At 73.2% G+C, this 21,343-nt stretch carries 25 protein-coding genes; 14 read left to right on the forward strand and 11 right to left on the reverse strand.

Annotated elements, in window-relative coordinates:
* Positions 1 to 143 precede the first annotated feature (143 nt).
* The 5 genes from ADK67_RS42860 to ADK67_RS42880 are packed head-to-tail and all read left to right on the forward strand — an operon-like array spanning position 144 to position 5,548.
* Positions 144 to 1,160 carry a hypothetical protein gene (locus tag ADK67_RS42860; protein ID WP_053722346.1) on the forward strand — a complete coding sequence of 339 codons (1,017 nt, stop codon included), beginning with the start codon at positions 144 to 146 and terminating at the stop codon, positions 1,158 to 1,160.
* Positions 1,157 to 2,746 (forward strand): amidohydrolase, encoded by a 1,590-nt coding sequence (locus tag ADK67_RS42865; protein ID WP_082404703.1) that lies wholly within the window; start codon positions 1,157 to 1,159, stop codon positions 2,744 to 2,746. The genes ADK67_RS42860 and ADK67_RS42865 overlap by 4 nt, the downstream gene beginning before the upstream one ends.
* A gap of 59 nt (positions 2,747 to 2,805) precedes the next feature.
* The gene (locus tag ADK67_RS42870; RefSeq protein ID WP_053722376.1) at positions 2,806 to 4,374 is read left to right on the forward strand and encodes a lysine 5,6-aminomutase subunit alpha; all 1,569 of its coding nucleotides are present in this window, start codon (positions 2,806 to 2,808) and stop codon (positions 4,372 to 4,374) included.
* Entirely contained in the window at positions 4,371 to 5,162 is a 792-nt protein-coding gene (locus ADK67_RS42875) for an OAM dimerization domain-containing protein (RefSeq protein WP_231648645.1), read from the forward strand. The genes ADK67_RS42870 and ADK67_RS42875 overlap by 4 nt, the downstream gene beginning before the upstream one ends.
* Entirely contained in the window at positions 5,159 to 5,548 is a 390-nt protein-coding gene (locus ADK67_RS42880; RefSeq protein ID WP_053722348.1) for a hotdog fold domain-containing protein, read from the forward strand. Before ADK67_RS42875 ends, ADK67_RS42880 begins: the two co-directional genes overlap by 4 nt.
* A gap of 64 nt (positions 5,549 to 5,612) precedes the next feature.
* Here ADK67_RS42880 and ADK67_RS42885 read toward each other — a convergent pair whose 3' ends face one another.
* Positions 5,613 to 6,044, reverse strand: a complete 432-nt coding sequence (locus tag ADK67_RS42885) for a hypothetical protein (protein WP_157621559.1) — start codon at positions 6,042 to 6,044, stop codon at positions 5,613 to 5,615.
* 200 nt (positions 6,045 to 6,244) lie between these two features.
* Between ADK67_RS42885 and ADK67_RS42890 the strand changes: the two genes are divergently transcribed.
* Together ADK67_RS42890 and ADK67_RS42895 are read left to right on the forward strand one after the other, a co-directional pair.
* Positions 6,245 to 6,610 carry a GntR family transcriptional regulator gene (locus tag ADK67_RS42890; RefSeq protein WP_053722350.1) on the forward strand — a complete coding sequence of 122 codons (366 nt, stop codon included), beginning with the start codon at positions 6,245 to 6,247 and terminating at the stop codon, positions 6,608 to 6,610.
* 10 nt (positions 6,611 to 6,620) lie between these two features.
* On the forward strand, positions 6,621 to 7,367 hold the full coding sequence (locus tag ADK67_RS42895) for a TetR/AcrR family transcriptional regulator (protein ID WP_053722378.1): 747 nt from the start codon (positions 6,621 to 6,623) through the stop codon (positions 7,365 to 7,367).
* On the opposite strand, the gene ADK67_RS42900 is transcribed toward ADK67_RS42895, so the two are convergent.
* Positions 7,361 to 7,546, reverse strand: coding sequence for a PspC domain-containing protein (locus ADK67_RS42900; protein ID WP_053722351.1), 186 nt, complete (start codon positions 7,544 to 7,546; stop codon positions 7,361 to 7,363). The two genes, ADK67_RS42895 and ADK67_RS42900, sit on opposite strands and share 7 nt — an antisense overlap.
* A gap of 268 nt (positions 7,547 to 7,814) precedes the next feature.
* Between ADK67_RS42900 and lnt the strand changes: the two genes are divergently transcribed.
* Positions 7,815 to 9,425 (forward strand): apolipoprotein N-acyltransferase, encoded by a 1,611-nt coding sequence (lnt, locus tag ADK67_RS42905; RefSeq protein ID WP_231648646.1) that lies wholly within the window; start codon positions 7,815 to 7,817, stop codon positions 9,423 to 9,425.
* Positions 9,400 to 10,194, forward strand: a complete 795-nt coding sequence (locus ADK67_RS42910) for a polyprenol monophosphomannose synthase (protein WP_053722353.1) — start codon at positions 9,400 to 9,402, stop codon at positions 10,192 to 10,194. The genes lnt and ADK67_RS42910 overlap by 26 nt, the downstream gene beginning before the upstream one ends.
* Before the next feature lie 65 nt (positions 10,195 to 10,259).
* Here the strand turns inward: ADK67_RS42910 and ADK67_RS42915 are convergent, their stop codons facing one another.
* The 6 genes from ADK67_RS42915 to ADK67_RS42940 form a co-directional block, all read right to left on the reverse strand.
* Entirely contained in the window at positions 10,260 to 10,604 is a 345-nt protein-coding gene (locus ADK67_RS42915; protein ID WP_053722354.1) for an RNA polymerase-binding protein RbpA, read from the reverse strand.
* Positions 10,605 to 11,074: 470 nt separating this feature from the next.
* Positions 11,075 to 11,545: an NUDIX domain-containing protein gene (locus tag ADK67_RS42920; protein ID WP_053722379.1), complete on the reverse strand. Its 471-nt coding sequence runs from the start codon at positions 11,543 to 11,545 to the stop codon at positions 11,075 to 11,077.
* Positions 11,546 to 11,636: 91 nt separating this feature from the next.
* A complete protein-coding gene (locus ADK67_RS42925) occupies positions 11,637 to 12,239 on the reverse strand; it encodes a helix-turn-helix domain-containing protein (protein WP_053722355.1) in 603 nt (200 codons plus the stop codon).
* 83 nt (positions 12,240 to 12,322) lie between these two features.
* On the reverse strand, positions 12,323 to 13,042 hold the full coding sequence (locus tag ADK67_RS42930) for a thymidine kinase (protein ID WP_053722356.1): 720 nt from the start codon (positions 13,040 to 13,042) through the stop codon (positions 12,323 to 12,325).
* A gap of 244 nt (positions 13,043 to 13,286) precedes the next feature.
* On the reverse strand, positions 13,287 to 13,679 hold the full coding sequence (locus ADK67_RS42935) for a RidA family protein (protein ID WP_053722357.1): 393 nt from the start codon (positions 13,677 to 13,679) through the stop codon (positions 13,287 to 13,289).
* A gap of 48 nt (positions 13,680 to 13,727) precedes the next feature.
* Positions 13,728 to 14,171, reverse strand: a complete 444-nt coding sequence (locus ADK67_RS42940; RefSeq protein WP_053722380.1) for an RrF2 family transcriptional regulator — start codon at positions 14,169 to 14,171, stop codon at positions 13,728 to 13,730.
* 97 nt (positions 14,172 to 14,268) lie between these two features.
* Between ADK67_RS42940 and ADK67_RS42945 the strand changes: the two genes are divergently transcribed.
* Complete coding sequence (locus ADK67_RS42945; RefSeq protein ID WP_053722358.1) at positions 14,269 to 14,583, forward strand: PadR family transcriptional regulator; 315 nt, start codon at positions 14,269 to 14,271, stop codon at positions 14,581 to 14,583.
* The gene (locus ADK67_RS42950) at positions 14,580 to 15,296 is read left to right on the forward strand and encodes a hypothetical protein (RefSeq protein ID WP_053722359.1); all 717 of its coding nucleotides are present in this window, start codon (positions 14,580 to 14,582) and stop codon (positions 15,294 to 15,296) included. The genes ADK67_RS42945 and ADK67_RS42950 overlap by 4 nt, the downstream gene beginning before the upstream one ends.
* Positions 15,297 to 15,346: 50 nt before the next feature.
* Here ADK67_RS42950 and ADK67_RS42955 read toward each other — a convergent pair whose 3' ends face one another.
* Both ADK67_RS42955 and ADK67_RS42960 read right to left on the reverse strand, forming a co-directional pair.
* Positions 15,347 to 16,744 carry an MFS transporter gene (locus ADK67_RS42955; RefSeq protein WP_053722360.1) on the reverse strand — a complete coding sequence of 466 codons (1,398 nt, stop codon included), beginning with the start codon at positions 16,742 to 16,744 and terminating at the stop codon, positions 15,347 to 15,349.
* A 99-nt stretch (positions 16,745 to 16,843) separates the two neighbouring features.
* Positions 16,844 to 17,617: a glycerophosphodiester phosphodiesterase gene (locus ADK67_RS42960; RefSeq protein ID WP_053722361.1), complete on the reverse strand. Its 774-nt coding sequence runs from the start codon at positions 17,615 to 17,617 to the stop codon at positions 16,844 to 16,846.
* A 67-nt stretch (positions 17,618 to 17,684) separates the two neighbouring features.
* Here ADK67_RS42960 and ADK67_RS42965 point away from each other — a divergent pair, with 67 nt between their 5' ends.
* The 3 genes from ADK67_RS42965 (at position 17,685) to ADK67_RS42975 (ending at position 20,861) form a co-directional block, all read left to right on the forward strand.
* Positions 17,685 to 18,041, forward strand: a complete 357-nt coding sequence (locus tag ADK67_RS42965; RefSeq protein WP_053722362.1) for a hypothetical protein — start codon at positions 17,685 to 17,687, stop codon at positions 18,039 to 18,041.
* Positions 18,042 to 18,109: 68 nt separating this feature from the next.
* Positions 18,110 to 20,155, forward strand: coding sequence for a putative bifunctional diguanylate cyclase/phosphodiesterase (locus ADK67_RS42970; protein ID WP_231648647.1), 2,046 nt, complete (start codon positions 18,110 to 18,112; stop codon positions 20,153 to 20,155).
* 37 nt (positions 20,156 to 20,192) lie between these two features.
* Positions 20,193 to 20,861 (forward strand): VOC family protein, encoded by a 669-nt coding sequence (locus ADK67_RS42975; RefSeq protein ID WP_053722363.1) that lies wholly within the window; start codon positions 20,193 to 20,195, stop codon positions 20,859 to 20,861.
* A gap of 16 nt (positions 20,862 to 20,877) precedes the next feature.
* On the opposite strand, the gene ADK67_RS42980 is transcribed toward ADK67_RS42975, so the two are convergent.
* The gene (locus tag ADK67_RS42980) at positions 20,878 to 21,339 is read right to left on the reverse strand and encodes a PPOX class F420-dependent oxidoreductase (RefSeq protein ID WP_053722382.1); all 462 of its coding nucleotides are present in this window, start codon (positions 21,337 to 21,339) and stop codon (positions 20,878 to 20,880) included.
* Between the last annotated feature and the right edge of the window lie 4 nt (positions 21,340 to 21,343).

A 21,343-nucleotide genomic window follows, 5' to 3' on the forward strand; every position in this document is an offset into this window, starting at 1 on the left:
ATCCGTGGTTCCGGGCCGGCACACCCGCGTTCCCTGGGGGTGTCGGCGTTCGGCGCGCCCCCTCCTGCGGCGTCACCCTTGCGGAATCCCGGCCGTTCACGTGAAGATATCCGGGTCCTGGCCTCATAGACCGAAGGATTTCCATGACTTCGCCGTACGGTCTGCACCGCGTCCTCGAACCCGCCGGGGTGCTGCCGCAGCAGGCCCACCGGCTGGACGCCACCCCGGTGTGCGGACCCGACGAAGTCCTGGTCGACGTGTCCCGGCTCAACCTCGACGCCGCCTCCTACCGGCAGCTGCGCGAGGAGCACGGCGTCGCCGGTGTCCGGCGGGCCGTCCTGGACATCGTCGCCGCCCGCGGCAAGATGCAGAACCCCGTCACCGGATCGGGTGGCATGCTGCTCGGCGTCGTCCGGGAGGTCGGCCCCGCCTCACCGCTGGGCCTGCGGCCGGGTGACCGGATCGCGACGCTGGTGTCGCTGACCCTCACGCCGCTGCGCATCACCGACGGCCTCGCCGCGTGGGACGGCGCGGACGAGCAGGTGCCGTGCGAGGGCACCGCGGTGCTGTTCGGCCGGTCCATCGCCGCCGTGCTGCCCGACGACCTGCCCGAACAGCTCGCCCTGTCGGTGCTGGACGTGTGCGGCGCGCCCGCGTTGACCGACCGGGTCGTGCGCCGCCGTGCCGCGCCGTCGGTGCTGGTGCTGGGCGGCGGCGGCAAGTCGGGGTCGCTGTCGCTGGCCGCCGCGCGGCGCGCCGGCGCGTCCCGGCTCGTCGCGCTCGTGCCCACCGGGCGGGAAGCCGCCGCCGTCCGCGCCTCCGGGCTCGCCGACACCGTGGTCGTCGCCGACGCCCGCGACCCGCTCGCCGTCGCCGCCGCCGTCGGCGACCCGGTGGACGTGACCGTGGTGTGCGTCGACGTGCCCGGCTGCGAGCACGGCGCGATCCTGGCCACCGCCGACGGCGGCACCGTGGTGTTCTTCTCCATGGCCACCTCGTTCCCCGCCGCCGCGCTGGGCGCCGAAGGGCTCGCCGCCGACGTGGAGATGCTCGTCGGCAACGGCTACGTGCCAGGTCACGCCGCGTTCGCCCTGGACCTGCTGCGCGGTGAGCCTGCCGTGCGGGCCCTGTTCGAGCACCGGCAGACTCAGCAGGCGTGACTACAGTGAACGGCGCCTCCGCGTCGACGAGCGCGTCGACGCGTCTGCTCGTGGGGGGACGCATCCACTCCCCGACCTCCCCGGACGCCACCGCGATGGCCGTCACCGACGGCACCGTGGTGTGGCTCGGCCAGGACGCCGCCGGCCGCGCCCTGCACCCCGACGCCGAGGTCGTCGACCTGGGCGGCGCGTTCGTCGCCCCCGCGTTCGTCGACGCCCACGTGCACGCCACGTCCGCCGGGCTGCTGCTCACCGGCCTCGACCTCACCGGCTGCCGCTCCCTGGCCGAGCTGCTCGACGCGGTGCGCGGCGCCGACGGGCCCCTGGTGTGGGGGCACGGCTGGGACGAGACCCGCTGGCCGGAGAACCGGCCGCCCAGCCGCGCCGAACTCGACGACGCCGCCCGCGGCGCCCGCGTCTACCTGTCCCGCATCGACGTGCACTCCGCCCTGGTGTCCACCGCGCTGGTCGACCTCGCCCCGGACGCCCGCGGCGCCGACGGCTGGAGCCCCGACGGGCCGCTGTCGCGCGCCGCGCACCACCACGTGCGCCGTGCCGCGAAGGACGCCATCCCCGTCGAACGCCGCCGTGCCGCCCAACGCGCGTTCCTGGAGCACGCCGCGTCGCGCGGGATCGCGTCGGTGCACGAATGCGCCGGACCCGACATCTCCGGCGTCGACGACCTCGCCGACCTGCTCGCCACCGACCTGCTCGACGTCGCCGGCTACTGGGGCGGCCTCGGCCCGGTCGACCTGCCCGTGCGCGGCCTGGCCGGTGACCTGTTCGTCGACGGGGCGCTCGGTTCCCGCACCGCCGCCCTGTGCGAGCCCTACGCCGACGCCGACACCACCGGCGCCCTCTACCTCGACGCCGACGCCATCGCCGACCACCTCGTCGCCTGCACCCGCGCCGGCCTGCAAGGCGGGTTCCACGTCATCGGCGACGCCGCCGTCACCGCCGTCGTCGACGGCTTCGCCCGCGCCGCCGACATCGTCGGCGTGCCCGCCCTGGCCGCCCGCAGGCACCGCCTCGAACACCTCGAGATGATCACCGCCGAGCAGGCCGCCCGGCTCGGCTCCTGGGGTGTCGTCGCCTCCGTGCAACCCCAGTTCGACCACGAGTGGGGCGGCCCCGACGGCATGTACGCCCGACGCCTCGGCGTCGACCGCGGCACCGCGCTCAACCCGTTCTCCCGCCTCGCCGCCGCCGGCATGATCCTCGCCCTCGGCTCCGACGCCCCCGTCACCGCCGTCGACCCGTGGGCCACGATCAAGGCCGCCGTCCACCACCGCACCGACGGCCACGGCCTCTCCCCGCGCGCCGCGTTCAACGCCCACACCCGCGGCGGGTGGCGCGCCGCCGGCGTCGACGACGGCGTCACCGGCACCCTCCAGCCCGGCGCCCCCGCCACCTACGCCGTGTGGGAAGCCGGGGACCTGGAGGTCGCCGCCCCCGACAGCCGCGTGCAGCGCTGGTCCACCGACCCGCGCTCCCGCGTCCCCGCCCTGCCCGCCCTCGACGGCCCCGTCCCGGTCTGCCTGCGCACCGTCCTGCGCGGCCGCACCGTCTACGAACGGGACGCCTGAGTGACGGTCATCGGCGGCACCACGACGCTCGGCGACGGCCGACGGGAACAGGAGTGAAGATGGCGTTGCTCGACCTCGACCCGAAGGTGGTCGCCACGGCGCGGGAACTCGCCGCACGGGCCGCCGAACCGGTGGTGGCGCTGGCCAAGGCCCACACCACGGTGGCGGTCGAGCGCGCCACGCTCCGCCTCGCCGGCATCACCGGCGCCGACACCACCCACCGCGCCGGCGACGTCCCCTGGGTCAACCGGGTCGTCGACACCGTCCGCGAGCACTGCGGCCTCGAACACGGCGTCGCCCTGCCCGTCTTCCACGCCCTGCGCGAACACGACCTCGGCACCCTCACCGAGCTGGCCGAAGCCACCGCCGCCGGGCAGGTCCGCTACACCCTCCCCACCGGCCGCGACCGCGAACGGGCCCGCAAAGCCGCCACCGCCGCCGTCACCAGAGGCCTGCGCACCGTCGACCGCAACCGCGCCCACCGCGACAAGCTCGTCGCGAAACTCGGCGACCCGCCCCGACGACCCTGGATCTACCTCATCGTCGCCACCGGCGACATCGACGAGGACGTCGTCCAGGCCCGCAACGCCGCCCGCGCCGGCGCCGACATCATCGCCGTCATCCGCTCCACCGGCCAGTCCCTGCTCGACTACGTCCCCGAAGGCGCCACCCACCACGGCTTCGCCGGCACCTACGCCACCCAGGAGAACTTCCGCATCATGCGCGCCGCCCTGGACGACGTCTCGAAAGAGGTCGGCCGGTACGTGCGGCTCACCAACTACGCCTCCGGGCTGTGCATGCCCGAGATCGCCGTCCTCGCCGGCCTGCAACGCCTCGACATGATGCTCAACGACTCCATGTACGGCATCCTGTTCCGCGACATCAACCCCATCCGCACCTTCGTCGACCAGCGGTTCTCCCGCCAGGTCCACGCCCGCGCCGGCATCGTCATCAACACCGGCGAGGACAACTACCTCACCACCGCCGACGCCATCGACGCCGCCCACACCGTCACCGTCTCCCAACTGCTCAACGAGCACTTCGCCCACGAAGCCGGCCTGCCCGACCACCTCCTCGGCCTCGGCCACGCCTTCGAGATCAACCCCGCCGTGCCCGAGTCGTTCCGCCTCGAACTCGCCCACGCCCTGCTCGCCCGCGAACTGTTCCCCGACGCGCCGCTCAAGTGGATGCCACCCACCAAGCACATGACCGGCGACGTGTTCCACGGCTACCTGCTCGACGGGTTCTTCACCCTCGCCGGCCTGCTCACCGGCCAGTCCATCCTGCTCGTCGGCATGATGACCGAAGCCGTCGTCACCCCGTTCCTGTCCGACCGCGACCTCGCCCTGCGCAACGTCCGCTACGTCCTCGACGCCGCCGGCGGCCTGCGCGACGACTTCCGGCCCGCACCCGACGGCCTCATCGTGAAACGCGCCCACCAAGTCCTCGGCGAAGCCGTCGACCTGCTCGCCCGCATCGTCGACGACGGCCTCCTCGACGCCATCGCCGACGGCACCTTCGGCCTCATGAAACGCCCCGCCACCGGCGGCAAAGGCGCCGACGGCGTCATCACCAAAGCCGACGACTACCTCAACCCGGCCGCGGACCTGCTGGAGGCACACCCGTGACACGCCACGTCCGCCCCTACGGCGACACCACCGGCGACGGCATGGTGCAGACCTCGTTCACCCTGCCCGTCCCCGCCGGACCCCACGCCGACGGCGCCGCACAACAACTCGCCAACAAGATGGGCATCGACCCCGCCATGGTCGTGCACTCCCACCCCATCGGCGACGACTTCACCTTCTTCGTCGTCTACGGCTCCGTCCGCCACATCGTCGACCTCGACGACGTCCGCGTCGTCGAACGCGAATACCCCCTCCTGCCACCCGCCGAGATCAACACCACCGTCAAGAAACTCCTGCGCCGCAAACTCGTCGTCGTCGGCGCCTGCATCGGCACCGACGCCCACACCGTCGGCATCGACGCCATCCTCAACATCAAAGGCTTCGCCGGCGAGAAAGGCCTCGAGTACTACCGCGAACTCAAGGTCGTGAACCTCGGCGCCCAGGTCTCCGTCCCCGAACTCGTCCGCCGCGCCCGCGCCGAGAAAGCCGACGCCGTCCTCGTCTCCCAGGTCGTCACCCAACGCGACGCCCACATCCTCAACACCCAGGAGATGTCCGCCGCCTTCCGCGAAGCCATGGGGGAGCGACGCCCCCTGCTCATCGCCGGCGGACCCCGCTTCGACCCGCTCATGGCCGCCGAACTCGGCGTCGACCGCGTCTTCGGCCGCGGCACCACACCCGGCGAAGTCGCCAGCTACCTCGTCCACGCCATCCACACCACCAGCGCCGACACCAAAACCACCACCACGGCTGCCGCCGCGCGCGCCGCCCGCAAGGAGAACGCGTGAGCCTCACCGAAGGACACACCGTCACCCACCGCCGCTACGTGCCCCACTCCCACGCCCACTACGGCGGCAACCTCGTCGACGGCGCCTACACGCTCGGCCTGTTCGGCGACGTCGCCACCGAACTGCTCATCCGCACCGACGGCGACGAAGGCCTCTTCGCCGCCTACTCCACCGTCGAGTTCCTCGCACCCGTCCACGCCGGCGACGTCCTCGAGGCCACCGCCACCCTCGTCCGCATCGGCACCCGCTCCCGCGAGATCGCCTTCGAAGCCCGCGTCGTGTGCCGCAGCGCCCCCCACCGGGGCCCCTCCGCCGCCGACGTCCTCGACCCGCCCGTCGTCGTCACCCGCGCCCGCGGCACCGTCGTCGCCCCCGGACACCCGTAACGCCCATCGTCGTCCGCGGGTGCGGCCCCGGTCGGTCGCAACCCCGGTCGCGGGGTGCGCGTCGTCAGTCGCCGCCGAGCTCCGGGTCCTCGCACACGTCCACCAGGTTCACCCGGTGCTCCCGCCGCAACTCCTCCGCCAGCTCCTCCGCGTCCACCCCGAACGCCTCCACCACCCGGAACGACGCCGGCGTCCGCTCCACCCGCGCCGCGTCGGCCAGGTCGTCACGACCCGACGCCCGCAACGCCGCCGTCAACCGGGCGTGGTTGTCCGCCTGGGTCCGCTCGTCACGCACCTCACGCACCCGACTGTCACCGCGCAACCCGTCCGCCACCCGCCGCATCTCCTCGTCGGTGTCGAGCAGCAGCTGCAACACCGTGCAGTTCGGCGTCGGCGTGCCCACGACCTCACGGCCCGGCCCGAACAGCACCACCGCCGCGACCCCGCCCGTGACCAACGCCAAGGCCACGGTCAGCAGCAGCGGTCTGCGGAACACGCCCACCACCCTGCCACGCCCCGCACCAGCCCTGCGACCCGACGCGACCCGCCGACCCGCCGACCCGACACGTCGTCACGACACGGCCCGCCGTCGACCTCGGCCTTGCCGGCACCACCCCGTGCCGTCACCCCGGCACGACACCGCCGTCACCCCGTGCCGTGACGCGCCCGGCCGCCGCCCTCTGCCACTATCGACCCGTGATCAGCATCGACCCGGCCTCGCCCGTGCCGCCCTACGAACAGGTGCGCTCCCAGTTCGCCCGCCGGATCACCGACCGCGACCTGGCCGTCGGCACCCGCCTGCCCACCGTGCGCGCCCTCGCCGCCGACCTCGGCCTCGCCGTCAACACCGTCGCCCGCGCCTACCGCGAACTCGAGGAAGCCGGCCTCATCGAAACCCGCGGCCGCGCCGGCACCGTCGTCAGCGCCGCCGGCCAACGCGGCCGCGAACGCGCCCTGCGCGCCGCCCGCGCCTACGCCGCCACCGCCCGCGAACAAGGCCTCACCGTCGACGAAGCCCTCGACATCGTCCGCGCCGCCCTCACCGACACCCACCACCCGTAGGGTGACGCCCGTGGCCACCGAACCCAGCGGCGACCCCGCCCGGACCCTCGCCGTGCTGTGGCGCACCGGCGGCCGCACCGCCCGCACCGACCTCGGCGTGGACCGCATCGTCGCCGCCGCCGTCACCCTCGCCGACACCGAAGGACTCGCCGCGCTGTCCATGCGCCGCGTCGCCGACACCCTCGGCGTCGGCACCATGTCCCTCTACACCCACGTCCCCGGCAAAGCCGAACTCCTCGACGCCATGGTCGACGCCGTCCACGGCGAGACCCCACGCCCCACCGACGTGCCCGGCGGGTGGCGCGAACGGCTCACCCGCATCGCCCACGACAACCGCGACCTGCACCTGCGCCACCCCTGGCTGCTCCAGGTCCCCGCCACCCGCGCCGTCCTCGGCCCCAACGTCGTCGCCAAGTACGACTACGAACTGCGCGCCGTCGACGGCATCGGCCTCACCGACCTGGAGATGGACTCCGTCCTCACCCTCGTCCTGGCGCACGTCCGCGCCTCCGCCCAGGTCACCGTCGACGCCCTCCGCACCCGCGACCGCACCGGCCTCACCGACGACCAGTGGTGGCAGGCCGCCGCGCCCCTCCTGGCCCGCGTCCTCGACCCCGCCCGGTTCCCCCTCGCCACCCGGGTCGGCGCCGCCGCGGGAGCCGCCCACGGCGCCGCCTACCACGGCGACCACGCGTTCACGTTCGGCCTGGACCGCGTCCTGGACGGCATCCAGGCCCTCGTCGACAGCCGTCAGTAGGGCCGCTTCGGCATCATCACCCACAACACCAGGTAGATCAGGAACTGCGGCCCCGGCAACAGGCACGACAACACGAACACCCACCGCACCGTGCTCGCCTTCCACCCGTACCGGGCCGCCAGCCCCGCACACACACCCGCGATCATCTTCCGGTCCTGAGGCCTGGTCAACGTGGTCATGCCTCCACCATCCCTCCGCAGGAACCACCGGACATCGGTGGCAACCCTGAATTCCCACCCCGACCGACCACGAACCAACACCAGGGCAACCTCGACCCGCCCGCCGCGTCCACCCCTCCGTGCCGCGCAGCTCACCCGACCCGGTGAACGGCGGGGGAGTGACCGACACCACGGCACCCGGTCGGGTGACGGCAGCGGGGCGCGAGGCGCGGGTGGCGGTTCGTGACCGGGCTGCGGGTTCGTGACCGGCGGCTCGTAGGCTGATCCGGTGGTCGCAGCCCCCGTGACGCCGGATCAACCCGGCGCAGACACGCCCCCCGCCCGCCGCCGGGACGTGCGCGGCACGCTGCTGCGGGTCCTCCTCGCCGCCGCCGGCGGAGCCGCCGTGTTCCTCAGCTTCCCCCCGCGCACCACCTGGTGGCTGGCGCCCGTCGGGTTCGCCGTCCTCGGCCTCCTGCTGCACGGGCGCCGCGCCCGCGCCGGGTTCGGCCTCGGCCTGGTGTGGGGGCTGGCGTTCATGGCGCCCCTGCTGCGCTGGACCGGCGAGTTCGTCGGCCTCATCGCCTGGCTGCCGCTCGCCCTGCTGTGCGCGGCGCTCATCGCCGTCGGCACGGCGGCCATGGCCCTGGTGTCCCGGCTGCCCGCCGCGCCGCTGTGGATGGCGCTGGTGTGGGTCGCCGACGAGGCCCTGCGCTCCGTCGTGCCCTTCGGCGGCTTCCCCTGGGGCAAGATCGCCTTCGGCCAACCCGAGGGCTGGTACCTGCCGCTGGCCACGATCGGCGGAGCGCCCCTGATCGGGTTCGCCGTCGCCCTCACCGGCCTCGGCGCCGCCCACCTCGTCCGCGACTGGAAGATCGGCGTGCCCGCCCTCGTGCTGCCCGTCGCCGCCGGCATCGCCGCGACCGCCCTCGTGCACACCGACCCCGACCAGGGCACCGCCACCGTCGCCGCCGTCCAGGGCAACGTCCCCCGCGCCGGCCTCGACTTCAACGCCCAACGCCGCGCCGTCCTCGACAACCACGTCGCCCGCACCCTGAAACTCGCCGACGACATCCGCGCCGGCCGCGCCGAACAACCCGACCTGGTCATCTGGCCGGAGAACTCCTCCGACATCGACCCCTTCCGCAACGTCGACGCCGCCAACCAGATCCGCCGCGCCACCGAGGCCATCCGCGCGCCCATCGCCGTCGGCGCCGTCGTCATCGACCCCGACGACAAGCTGCCCCGCAACACCGTCGTGCTCTACGAACCCGGCGTCGGCCCCACCGACACCTACACCAAACGGCAGCTGCAGCCCTTCGGCGAGACCATGCCCTACCGCGAGTTCTTCCGGATCTTCACCTCCACCGTCGACCGCGCCGGCACCTTCCAACCCGGCACCGACCCCGAGGGCTTCACCATGGGCCCCGCCAAGGTCGCCATCGACACCTGCTACGAAGTCGCGTTCGACAGCGTCGTCCGCGACTCGATCACCGAAGGCGCGAACCTCATCGCCATCCCCACCAACAACGCCACCTTCGGCTACACCGAGATGACCTACCAGCAACTGGCCATGTCCCGCGTCCGCGCCGTCGAACACGGCAAATCCGTGATCGTCTCCGCCACGAGCGGCGTGTCCGCCATCGTGCGGCCCGACGGGGCCGTCACCCACCGGACCGGCCTGTTCACCGCCGACGCGCTGGTGGCCACGGTCCCGCTGCGGGGGGAGGCTACGCTGGCCACCCGGCTCGGCGCATGGCCCGAGTGGGTGATGACCGCTCTGGGCCTGATGGCCGCAGCGATCGCCTTGACAGTGACACGACGACGGACGCGTCCGACTACCCCTGGTGCGGGAGTCGGCGAGGAGGACACGGATGGCGGACCAGCAGGCGCAGCCTGACCGCGAGCTCGGGCCGGTGCTGGTGGTGATCCCGACCTACAACGAGCGGGACAACATCGGGAAGATCGTGCGACGGCTGCACACCGCGCTGCCGGACGTGCACGCCCTCGTGGTCGACGACGGCAGCCCCGACGGCACAGGACGACTGGCCGACGAGATGGCCGCCGCCGACGACCGCGTGCACGTGCTGCACCGCACGGAGAAAGCCGGCCTCGGAGCCGCCTACATCGCCGGGTTCGGCTGGGGCACCGACCGCGGCTACCAGGTGCTCGTGGAGATGGACGCCGACGGCTCCCACGCCCCCGAGGACCTGCCCCGCATGCTCGACGCCCTGCGCGACGCGGACCTCGTGATCGGCTCCCGCTACGTGCCCGGCGGCACCGTGGTCAACTGGCCCAAGAAGCGCGAGTTCCTCTCCCGCGGCGCCAACCTGTACTCACGGCTCGCCCTGGGCGCCTCGGTCAAGGACATCACCGCGGGCTTCCGCGCCTACCGCACCGACGTGCTCAGCAACCTCAACCTGCACAACGTCGCCTCGGCCGGCTACTGCTTCCAGATCGACCTCGCCTGGCGCACGATCGAACTCGGCTACCGGGTCGTCGAAGTGCCCATCACGTTCACCGAGCGTGAGATCGGCGTGTCCAAGATGAGCGGCGACATCGTCCGCGAAGCGCTGATCCGCGTCACCAAGTGGGGCCTGCGCCGCCGCGGCACCCAGCTGCGCGACCTGCTCTCACCCAAGAAGTCGAAGACCCCCAGCAACCGCTGACCACACGCCGTGACGCCGAGGGGCCCGCCGGAAAATTCCGGCGGGCCCCTCGCACGTCGACACGATCAGGCGGTGCGGGTGCGCCGCCCCTTCAGCTCCTCCAGCCGCTCGTCCAGCAGCTCTTCGAGCTCCGGGATCGTGCGCCGCTCCAGGAGCATGTCCCAGTGCGTGCGCGGCGGCTTGACCTTCTTCGCCTCCGGCTCGGCGCCGTCGATGATCTTCGACTCCTGGCCGTGGAGGCGGCACTCCCAGGTGTGCGGGATCTCGGCGTCGTCGGAGAACGGGACCTCGAAGTCGTGGCCCTTGGGGCAGGCGTACCGCACCGACCGGCGCGGGGCGAGGTCGTGATTGCGGTCGGTCTCGTAGCTGACTGCTCCGAGCCGGCTACCCCGTAGAACGCGGTCGGCCATGGCGGTGTCCTTTCGCTCGGCTCAGGGCCGGGGCCCAGGCTTGTTGCTCACCGAGTGCAACGATCGGACTGCTCCGTTCGTTCCCGGCTTCACGGTCATCGTCGCCCACAGTGACGTCTTTCACCCGTCAACGAAGGCTTCCTCCTAAGGGATGCAATCGCGGCCGGTTCGTGACGCGTTATCAAGCTACCGGGCGACCCCATCACACTGATGGAGCAGTCCTGGCAGAAGTCGTGCGGCTGCGACAGCTTAGACCGACCACGTAGGGCGACGTTACGGCGGGTTTAACTCGCCGGTAGTGACGTCCGTCATGGTCACGGTTACGCAAAGTTATTTCATGGTTTTCGGGGGTCGTCGCCACGCAGGGTGGCGGCACGAGTGTGTTCGGTGGCGGACATGAGGATGTATCACCCGTCCGGACCGCACCCAAACGTCCAATCGGACGCTTTATCCGTTCGATGACTTCAGTGTCACTCGAAAGAGTGCTTTTCGGCGAGTCGGTCGAGCAGCTCCCGTTGGGCCTTCACCACTTTTACCCGCGCCTCGACCAGAGGAAACCAGGCCACCCGGTCCACCTCCGGGAACTCCCGCACCGTCCCGGACCCCCGCGGCCACTCCAGGGTGAACGTCCCCGGAACCACCCGTCCGGGGTCCAGGTCTCCCTCCAGTGCCCACGCGGTCACCACCTTGCCCCCGGACTGCCGGACCTCGCCCAACGGCACCAGCGGGCCCTCGGGCACCGGCAACCCCAACTCCTCGGCGAACTCCCGGCGCGCGGTCGCCTCCAGCTCCTCGTCGCCGTCCGGCTCGCCCTTCGGGATCGACCACGCGCCCTCGTCCTTGCGCGCCCAGAACGGGCCGCCCATGTGGCCCAGCAGCACCTGCGGCGCGCCGTCGACCACCCGGTACAGCAGGATCCCGGCGCTGCGCGCCCCCGTCACGCCCACCCTCCCGCCACGAGCCCCGAACGCGCCGTCGTCCCTGCAGCCGTCATGCGCCCAGTCATGTGCACAGTGTGGCCGCCCTCAGAGGTCACGTCTTGCGCCGGGTGCGCATGTGGATCTGCTCGCCCTGCTTGCCGAACAGGCTCAGGATCTCCACCGGCTCCGGACCCGCCGGCCCGAACCAGTGCGGCAGCCGCGTGTCGAACTCCGCCGCCTCGCCGGGCGCCAGCACCACGTCGTGGTCGGCCAGGATCAGCCGCAGCCGCCCCGACAGCACGTAGAGCCACTCGTAGCCGGTGTGCGTGCGCGGATCCGGCTCGCCCCGCTCCGGGATGATCATCTTGAACGCCTGCAGGCCGCCGGGCTGCTGGGTCAGCGGCAGCACCGTCATGCCGTTGCGGCGGATCGGCACCGGCCGGATCCGCGGGTCGCCGACCGGCGGCGCGCCCACCAGCTCGTCCAGCGGCACGCGGTGCGCCCGCGCGATCGGCAGCAGCAGCTCCAGGCTCGGCCGGCGCTGCCCCGACTCCAGCCGCGACAGGGTGCTCTTGGAGATCCCCGTCGCCTCCGCCAAGTCCGCCAGCGTCGCGCCGCGGCTCGTGCGGATGTGCCGCAGCCGCTCGCCGACCTTGTCCAACACCTCGTCGGTCGGGTCGTCGGGCTCGGTGGGGGTGGTGCCGGCGTCGCTCATGTGTCGTCCCGGATACGGCAACAAGGATTGCCCATTGTGGGACGCGGGGACGGCGGTCGTCCAGCCGGGTCGGGCCGGCCGGGTCAGGTCAGGCTGAGCTGGTGGCCGTTCACCGTGTGCGGGCCGAGGTCGCCGGTGCGGTAGTGCGTGCGGCACAACACCTGGTAGCGGACCTCCACGGTGTCCGCCGCGACCGTGTCGGCGACCAGCACCGTGTCCCCGGCGCGCACCACGTCGCCGTCGTGGACGCGGGCGTTGAACCGGCCCGGGCGCCCGCACCAGCACAACACCTCGACCTGGATCGCGTTGAGCTCGTCGGCCAGCTCGAACAGCCGCTGCGACCCCGGGAACAGGCAACTGCGGAAATCGGTCGCCAGCCCGAAGCAGTAGACCTCCAGGTGCGCGTCGTCGGCCAGCTCCGCCAACTGGTCGACCTGCTCGGCCGACAGGAACTGCGCCTCGTCGACGATGACGTAGTCCACCCGGCTGCCCCGCGCCCAGTGCTCCCGCACCAACGCGCACAGGTCCATGCCCTCGTGGACCTCCAACGCCGTGCGCACCAGGCCCATGCGGCTGGAGATCGTCGGCTTGCCCGACCGGTCGTGGCGCACCAGCAGCAGCCCGCGGCGGCCCTGCCGGGCCTGGTTGTGGTCGATCTGCAGCGCCAACGTCGACTTGCCGCAGTCCATCGGCCCGAAGAAGAACCGCAACCGCCCCGTGGGCGGCAGACCGCGGCCGACCCCGGCGGCGGGCACGGAGGACAGCGCGTCGGTCGGGTCCGGGGAGGCGATGATCGGTTCCACGGCGGGCCACCCTAGTGCGCGCCGCCGCCCACCGGTGTCCCGGCCTTCCGCACACCCGAGGCCGCACGCACCACGCCGGGGGGCGTCGACCGGGCGGCCGGTCCGCGGCGGCCGGGTGTGGTGCCCGCCGACTCCGCCTCGCGGCCCGAAAGCCCCGGGTGGTCCCGAGCGGACACGGTCGAGGTGTGCGGGTGCCTCCCGGCCGGACGTGCGGCCGGGAGGCACCGGGGTCGGCGTGCGGCGGTCAGCGTGCGGCGACGGCGTCGACCTCGAACAGCATCCCGGGCAGGGCGAGCGTGGCGACGCCCAGCAGGGTCTGGGCGGGCGGCCGGTCGCCCCAGATGCGGGTGATGTGCCCGAGCAGGACGGTGAGCCGGTCGGCGTCGTGGTCGACGACGTAGGTGCCCAGGCGGGCGACGTGCCGGTAGTCGAGGCCTTCGGCGCGCAGCGCGACGCCGAGGTTGGCGAAGGCGCGGGCAACCTGGTCGGCGAAGTCGTCGGAGACGACCTGGCCGTCCGGGCCGGAGCCGTACTGGCCCGCGACGAACACCAGGTCGCCCGTGGTGGCGGCGACGTGGCTGTAGCCGTAGCCGGAGGGGTCGTGGAGCTCGGCGGGGTTGGTCAGGGTGTGCGGCACGGTCGTCCTCTTCCGTTCGGTCCGTCGGACAAGGGGCAAAGGGTCGGGTCAGGTGAGTCGGGCGCGGGTGGCGGCCGGGGCGTCGGGGTCGGCGCGGCGCACGTCGGCGTCGAGGTCGGCGAGGGTGCGGCCGGCCAGTTCACGGCGCCAGGCCAGTTCGGCGCGGGTCATGGCGGCGTCGATGGCGCAGCGGGTGGTGTGGGGGCCGCCCGCGCGGATCTCGGTGCAGCGGAACGCGGGGTCCGCGCCGTCGACGGCGGTGACGACGTCCATGAGGGTGACGGCGTGCGGTGGCCGGTCGAGCAGGTAGCCGCCGCGGGGGCCGGGGGTGGAGCGGACGATGCCGGCGCGGCCGAGGGCCTGCAGCTGTTTGGTCAGGTAGGCCGCCGGCAGGCCGTGCAGGGCGGCGAGGCGGGCGGCGGGCACGGGCGTGTCGCCCGCCCAGGACAGGTCCAGGCAGCAGTGCAGGGCCCATTCGACGCCCTCGGCCATCTTCACGGGAGCCAGCCTAGCCCAATCCTGGACATTGCGTATCCAGATTTATTGCCGAGATATATCGCGAAGCGGTATAACCTGCGGTGTGAGAGGTATGTCGGAGCAGGTGTTCCTGGTGCTCACCGCGTTGGCGGAGGAGCCGTTGCACGGGTACGCGATCGTCCGCGCGGTCGACGTGCTGTCGGAGGGTCGGATGCGGTTGCGGGTCGGCACGCTCTACGGGGTGCTCGACCGGCTCGTCGCGGAGGGCCTGGCCGAGCGTGACCGCGAGGAGGTCCACCAGGGCCGGCTGCGCCGCTACTACCGGCTGACCGACGCCGGTGTGCGGGCGCTGTCGGCGGAGGTGGCCCGGTTGTCGGCGAACGTGCGCGCCGCGTCGTCGGTGCTCAAGGCGAGAGGTGCGCTGTGAGGTCGAACCTGGAACGCCGCTACCGGACGCTGCTGCGGGTACTGCCCGCCTGGTACCGCGCCGAGCGCGAGGAGGAGATGGTCGGGATCTTCCTGGCCGACCGCACCGACGACCTGGACCTGGAGCACGGCTGGCCGGGCTGGGGCGAGACGGGCGCGACGCTGGCCCTGGCGGTGCGGGTGCGGCTGGGGACGCGGCGCGCGGCCGGGACGGTGCTGCGGCTGCTGGCGTTGACCGGGCTGCTCGGGCAGCTGGTGGCGGCGGCGCAGTCGTGGACGGTGACCGCCCGCGTCGGGTTCTTCGGCGACGTTCAGGGCTGGTGGTACGACGTGGCGGCGGTGGCGGCGTTCACGGCACTGGTCGCGGGCCGGCGGGCGGTGGGCCGGGTCGCCGCGGGCGTGCTCGGTGTGGCGTCGCTGGCGCCGGTGGTGTGGTCGGTGGCGGTCGGGTTCCCGGCGTGGCTGACGCTGCTGTGGCACGGGCCGGTGCTGGTGACGTCGGTCGTGGCGGTGGCGGCGTTCCACCGGGAGGCGCCGCCGGTGTCGCCGCGGTGGTGGACGATCGCGCCGGTCGCGCTGGTCGCGGGGATCGCGTCGGTGGTGTTCGCCCCGGCGCTGTCGACGCGGACGATGCTGGCGGCGTGGCTGATCGCCGCGGTCGTGGTGGCGGTGTTCCGGCCCTGGTCGGCCCGGGTGTCCGTGCCCGCCGCGTGACGCCGCGGTGCGCCCCGCCCGGTTCTTCACCGCCGGGCGGGGCGCACCGGTCAGACCTTGGCGGGGACCGGGTTGCCGGACGCGGCGATCGCCTTGCGCACCGGCACGAAGATCATCAGCACGAACCCGGCCACGAAGAAGATCACCAGCGAGATGATCGCGAGCCGGAACGACCCGGTGGCCTGCCCGACGCCCGCGAACACCAGCGGACCCAGCCACGACGTGGACCGCTCGCCGACCTCGTAGAGCGAGAAGTACTGCGCCTCGCGGCCGGGCGGGATCATCTGGCTGAACAGCGACCGCGACAACGCGTTCGTGCCGCCCAGCACCAGCCCGATGCCCACCGCGAGCCCGTAGAACTGGACCTGCTGCCCGGCCTGCACGAAGAACGCCGCCGCGACCACCACGATCCACACGCACAGGCTCACCATGATCGTGCGCTTCGCGCCCCACGACTTCGCCACCCGCCCGTGCAGCATGCCGCCCAGGAACGCGACGAACTGCACGATCAGGATCGTGGTGATCAGCACCGTCTCGTCGAGCAGCAGCTCGTCGCGGCCGTACTGGGCCGAGACGTTCGCGACGGTGGCGATGCCGTCGGTGTAGATGAGGTAGGTGCCCAGGAACGCCAGCGTCAGCGGGAACAGGCGGGCCTGCTTGATCGTCTGCCGCAGCTCGGCGAACCCGGCGGTGATGACCGACGCGCCCGACTCGGAGCCGTGCGGCGGCTGGTGCCGCTTGAGCCGCGCCAGCGGGATGAGCGTGAACCCGGCCCACCACAGACCCGAGAACACGAACCCGACGCGGACCGCCGCGCCCTCGCTCAACCCGACCGCGTCGTGACCGATGAACAGCGCCAGCTGCACCGCCAACGCCAGGCCGCCGCCGAGGTACCCGAACGCCCACCCGCGGGTGGACACCGCGTCGCGCTCGTCGGGGGTGGCGATCTCGGGCAGGAACGCGTAGTACACGACGACCGACGCGCCGTAGCAGATGTTGCCGAGGACGAACAGCGCGACGCCGAGGTGCCAGTTGTCGCCGCTGACCGTGGCCAGCGCGACCGTCGCGACCGAGCCGGTGAACGCCAACCCGCCGAGCATGCGGCGCTTGTTCTGGGTGCGGTCGGCGATCGCGCCCATCACCGGCAGCACCACGACCTGCACGAGGGTGGCGATCGACAGCAGGTAGCCCCACAGCGACCCGGCGGGGAAGTAGGCGCCGAACAGGGAGATGTCGCACTGCTTGAGCGACCCGTCCGCACACGCGTCCGGGCCGTTGCGGGCGGTGTCGGCGACCGCCGCCTCCTTGGCCACCGCGGTGAGGTAGCCGGAGAGGAACACGGTGACCACCGAGGTGGGGAACACCGAGTTCGCCCAGTCGTACCAGGTCCACCCGCGCTGTTCCCGCTTGCGGTCCACGGCGGGTGCGGTGCTGTCGGCCACGCTCATGGGGGCGGACTGTATATCGCCCGTCATCCGTTGGTGGTGATCACCACCAAGCTGTTGCCAACCGGCCGCCCCGACGCCACCGCCACAGCCGGCGCCGGGTCAGCCCGCCCAGGCCCTGCGGTCGATGAGCACGTCGCGCAGCCGGTCCGGCCGGTCGGTGACCAGCCCGTCCACGCCGAGGTCCAGCAGCCGCCGCATCTCCGCCTCGTCGTCGATGGTCCACACGTGCACCTCCAGGCCGCGGCGGTGCGCGGCGGCCACGAACCGGCCGTCCACCACCAGCAGCCGGCCCTGGTTCACCGGCACCTGCGCCACCATGCCCCGCACCGGCAGCCCCACCAGCGGCATCCGCCCCGCCGCCCACAGCGCGCCCGCCGACCGCGGCCCCATCGACGTCAGCAGCCCCGGCCCGGCGAGCCTGCGCAGCCGCGCCAGCCGCTTCTCCGAGAACGACGCCAGGCACACCCGCTGCAGCGACCCGGTCCGGCGCAGCACGTCCAGCACCGGCACCACCGCCGAGTCGGCCTTGACGTCGATGTTCACCCACGCGTCCGGCAGGTCCTCCAGCAGGTCCTCCAGCCTGGAGATCGGCTCCCGCCCGCCCACGTTGGCCTTGCGCACCGCCGACCACGGCTGCGCCGCCACCGGCCCGGTCGCGTCGGTCGTGCGGTCCAACGTCGCGTCGTGGTGCACCACCACCACACCGTCGGAGGTGGCGTGCACGTCGGTCTCCAGGTACCGGTAGCCCTCCTGGTGCGCGCGGCGGAACGCGGCCAGCGAGTTCTCCATCCCCGACAGGTCGTCGAGGTGCCAGCCCCGGTGGGCGAACGCGCGGGGGTGCGGTCCGGACAGGTACGGGTGGTTCGCGGTCACACCCGGAGTCTGCCCTGGCGGCGTGGCGCGGGGGTGACCGGTGGGTAGCGGGATACCGTCGCGCGCCATGGAGTTGGTGACCGAGCCCGTCGCGGCGCGCCGTGAGGAAGCCAGGCACTGCGCCTGGTGCGGCCGCCGCCTGCCCGACAGCGGCCGGATCGGACGGCCCCGCCGGTACTGCGCGCAGCCGTGCCGGCAACGCGCCTACGAACGGCGGGCCGCCGTGCAGCGCGGAGGGCTCCCGGAGGACGCCGTGGTGCTGTCCGCGGGGGAGTTGGCCGACCTGCAGGACCGGCTGTTCCAGCTGAGGTGCGCCGCGGAGGACGTCGCCACCGCCGCCGCGGACGGCGCCGACGGGGCGGAGTTGCGGCGGCTGGCGGGGGAACTGGTCGACACCGCGCGTGGTCTGGAGCGGTTGCGCTGAACCACGTCGGCTTGCCCCCCGCGTGTGGTCTCGACCATCATGACGCGCGGGTGGGCGAGGAGGGGCGCGTGAACGGCAACGGCGCGTTGCACCGGGAGGTGCTCGACCGGGCCGACGTCGGTTTCGGTGTGACGAACGCGAACGGCACGCTGGTCTGGGTGAACCCGGCGCTGGCGGAGATCCTGGGCGTGCCCGTCGACCACGTGGTCGGCCGGTCGCTGCCCGCGCTGCTGCCCGGCGCGCCCGAACGGCCCCGCGCCGGCCTGGCGCTGCTCACCCCCAGCGCCTACCGCAAGGGCCACCGCTGGCTGGAGGTCACCTGCCAGACCCTCCCGGCCGCCGGCGACGACGCCGACGAGCGGTTGCTGTACCGGGTGGTGGACGTCACCGCGTGGCGCGACCGGGAGCTGGAGGCCACCCACGAGGCCGACGCGCTGCGCCGCGCCCAGGTCCTGGGCCGCATGGGCACGTGGGAGTGGCACATCGCCGAGGACCGCGTCGTCTGGTCGGACACGCTGCTGGAGATGTTCGGGTTCGCCACCGACACCGAGCTGGACTTCGACGGCTACGCCGCCCTGGTGCACCCCGACGACCTGTCGATGATCCAGGCCACCCTCGAGGAGGCCATGCGGTCGGGCGCCGGGTTCTCCTACACCCACCGCATGCTGCTCGGCGAGGACCGCACCGAGCGGTGGTTCGAGTGCTTCGGCGAGGTCGTCGCCGACGAGGACGGCTCCCCGCTGCGCGTGCTGGGCACCGCGCACGACATCACCCGCGCCCGCCGCGTGCACGACGAACTGCTGGCGCTGGCCGAGCAGGACCCGCTCACGGGGCTGGCGAACCGGCGCGCGGTCACCCGCGAGCTGGAACGACAGCTCGCCGGCGGCGGCCCCGGCGCGATGCTGCTGCTCGACCTGGACAACTTCAAGGACGTCAACGACCTGCGCGGCCACGCCGTCGGCGACCGGCTGATGAAAGCGCTGGCCTCCGCGCTGCGGTCCCGGCTGTCGGCGTCGCAGCTCATCGGCCGGCTCGGCGGCGACGAGTTCGCCGTCGTGCTGCCCGGCGCGACCCCCGCCGACGCCGCCCGCGTCGCCGAGGGACTGCGTGATGCCGTAGCGGCGTTGCCGCTCGTCGGCGCCGCCCGCAGCATCACCGTGTCGACCGGTGTCGCCGAGTACGGGCCCGGCGACACGTGGGAACTCGTGCTCGCCAACGCCGACCTCGCCCTGTACGCGTCCAAGGCCGCCGGCCGCAACCGCGTCACCGTCTACGAGCCCGGCCACTACGCCGACACCGCGAAACGCGTCTCCGTGCTCGACCGGCTCCGCACCGCGCTCGACAACGGCGGCCTGGCCCTGCACGCCATGCCCATGGTGCAGCTGGCGACCGGCACCACCCTCGGCCACGAGCTGCTGCTGCGGCTGGAGGACGGCCAGGACCCCTACCTGGGTCCGGCGGAGTTCCTGCCCGAGGCCGAACGCTCCGACCTCGTCCTCGACATCGACCGGTGGGTGCTGTCCACCGCCATCGACGCCCTCGTCGGCCACCCCGACCCGCAACTGCGGTTCAACGTCAACATCTCCGGCCGCACCCTGGAGGACGAGGACTTCGGCGGGTTCGTGCTCGACCGGCTCGCCACCGCGGGCGTCGCGCCCGGCCGCCTCGGCCTGGAGATCACCGAGACCGCCGCCGTCACCAACCTCGACGCCGCCCGCGCCCTCTCGCTGCAGCTGCGCGCCTTCGGCTGCCGCATCATCCTCGACGACTTCGGCTCCGGGTTCGGCTCGTTCGTCCACCTCAAGCACCTGCCCATCACCGGCATCAAGATCGACGGCGAGTTCGTGCGCGGCATCGACGAACGCTCCACCGACGCCGTCCTCGTCGCCGGCATCGTGCAGATCGCCCAAGGCCTCGGCCTCACCGCCGTCGCCGAGTGGGTCGAACGCCCCGCCCAGGTCGACGCCCTCGTCCGACTGGGCGTGCAGATCGGCCAAGGCTTCCACCTCGGCCGCCCCCAACCACTCGACCAGGTCCTCTCGGCCCAGTCGCAGCCGCCGAACGGCGCATTGTCGCCACGCCTGGCCGGTGCGGAGGATGGGGCGCGTTCCTGATCACCGCCGCCCCGCCCCCCGATGGGAAGCCACCGCCGTGCCCGGTACCCCCGACAGCCCCGCACGCGGTGTCCGCCGCGTCGAGCTGAGCACCACCCGCCCCGAACCGATCGCCGAGTTCTACGCCCACCTGCTCGGCTGGGTCCTCATCGCCGAACCCGACGGCGCGTTCACCGGCTGGGTCGGCGACCGCCTGGCCGCCCGCGTGAACCCCGGCGACCCCGCCTGGCGCGTCGTGTTCGCCGGCGCCGAGGCACGCGACCTCGACCGCGGCGCCGCCGTCGACGCCGGCCGCGTCCTGCACGGCCCGTGGGCGCCCCAACCCCGCGTCGGCGAACCGTGCTGGGTGGAACTCATGGGCGACGCCGACGCCGACGACTACTGGGCGGCCGAACTCGGCTGGCAGGTCCGCGACCCCGGCGGCGACTTCACCCTCTACGACGCCGCCGTCGCCGGCGACCGCCGCCCCGTCGCCGGCCGCCTCACCGCCCAGGGCGGCTGGACCTGCTACTTCGCCGTCCCCGACGTCGCCGCGGCCGCCGCCGAGGCCACCGACATGGGCGGCCGCGTCCTCATCGGCCCCACCGACGTCCCCACCGGGGTGGTCGCGGCCGTCGCCGACCCCGCCGGCGCCGTGTTCGCCCTGCTGGAGAACCCGCCCGGCTGGGGCGGCACCTGGTGCGCCACCCACCGGGCCCACGCCTGAACGGCGGGGGGAGCGGTCAGCCGGCGAGCTCCGGCGGGAAACCGCCCGTCGCGATCGGACCCCACCGGTCGATCGTGACCCGGATCAAGGACTTCCCCTGCCGCCGCATCGCCGCGCGGTACTCGTCCCAGTCCGGGTGCTCGCCGGCGATGCACCGGTAGTACTCCACCAGCGGCTCCACCGCCGCCGGCAGGTCCAGCACCTCCGCACGCCCGTCCACCTGCACGTACGGGCCGTCCCAGTCGTCGGACAACACGCACACCGTCACCCGCTCGTCCCGGCGCGCGTTGCGGGTCTTCGCCCGCTGCGGATACGTCGACACCACGATCCGGCCCTCGCCGTCCACCCCGCACGTCACCGGCGACACCTGCGGGCGCCCGTCGGCGCGCGTGGTCGCCAGCAGAGCGCGGTGGCGAGGCCGCAGGAACGCGACCAACTCGTCTCGGGACACCGTGTCGGCGGTGGCGATTCTCGGCATGACC

It is taken from the genome of Saccharothrix sp. NRRL B-16348, from assembly GCF_001280085.1.
In the GTDB taxonomy this organism is placed as follows: domain Bacteria; phylum Actinomycetota; class Actinomycetes; order Mycobacteriales; family Pseudonocardiaceae; genus Actinosynnema.